General features: G+C 68.4%; 1 pseudogene. It reads left to right on the top strand.

What is annotated here, in order from left to right:
- Window positions 1-28: 28 nt before the first annotated feature.
- Window positions 29-705: pseudogene (locus ITJ40_RS17510) on the top strand (hypothetical protein); the annotation flags it as partial.

Raw genomic sequence — 705 nt, 5'->3', positions numbered from 1 at the left:
GGGGACTCCTCCGGGAGACACTCCGGTGGTGGTGACGCCTCCGTCGGATGTGACGGTCCCGATCGATCCGGCACCGGCCATCACGGTCGCGAAGTCGGGCCAGCTGGATGGCACGTTCGCCGCCGGGCAGACGGTGACGTACTCCTTCGTCATCACGAACACGGGCAACACCACGCTCACCGATGTCACGGTGAACGAGTCGGACTTCTCGGGGACCGGCACGCTGTCAGACATCTCGTACCCGACGCGCACACTCGCTGCAGGTGAGCAGACGACGGCGACGGCGACGTACACGCTGACACAGGCGGACATCGACGCCGGCGAGGTCACGAACACGGCGACCTCCACGGGCACCCCGCCCGGAGACACCCCGCCGCCGACCTCACCCCCGTCGGATGCCACCGTCCCGGGCACGCAGACGCCGAGCCTCGCGGTCGTGAAGTCGGCGAACCCGAGCTCGATCACGAAGGCGGGCGAGACGGTCGACTACTCCTTCGTCATCACGAACACGGGCAACGTCACCCTGACGGACATCGCCGTGAACGAGACGCAGTTCTCGGGCACCGGCACGCTGTCCGACATCTCCTACCCGACGCGGACCCTCGCGCCGGGAGCGTCCACCACCGCGACGGCGTCGTATGTGGCGACGCAGGCGGATGTGGATGCGGGTTCGATCACGAACACGGCGACGGCGACGGGGACTCC

The organism is Clavibacter sp. VKM Ac-2872, assembly GCF_015351105.1.
Classification (GTDB): Bacteria; Actinomycetota; Actinomycetes; order Actinomycetales; family Microbacteriaceae; genus Clavibacter.
This window is presented reverse-complemented; position numbering and strand designations above follow the sequence as displayed.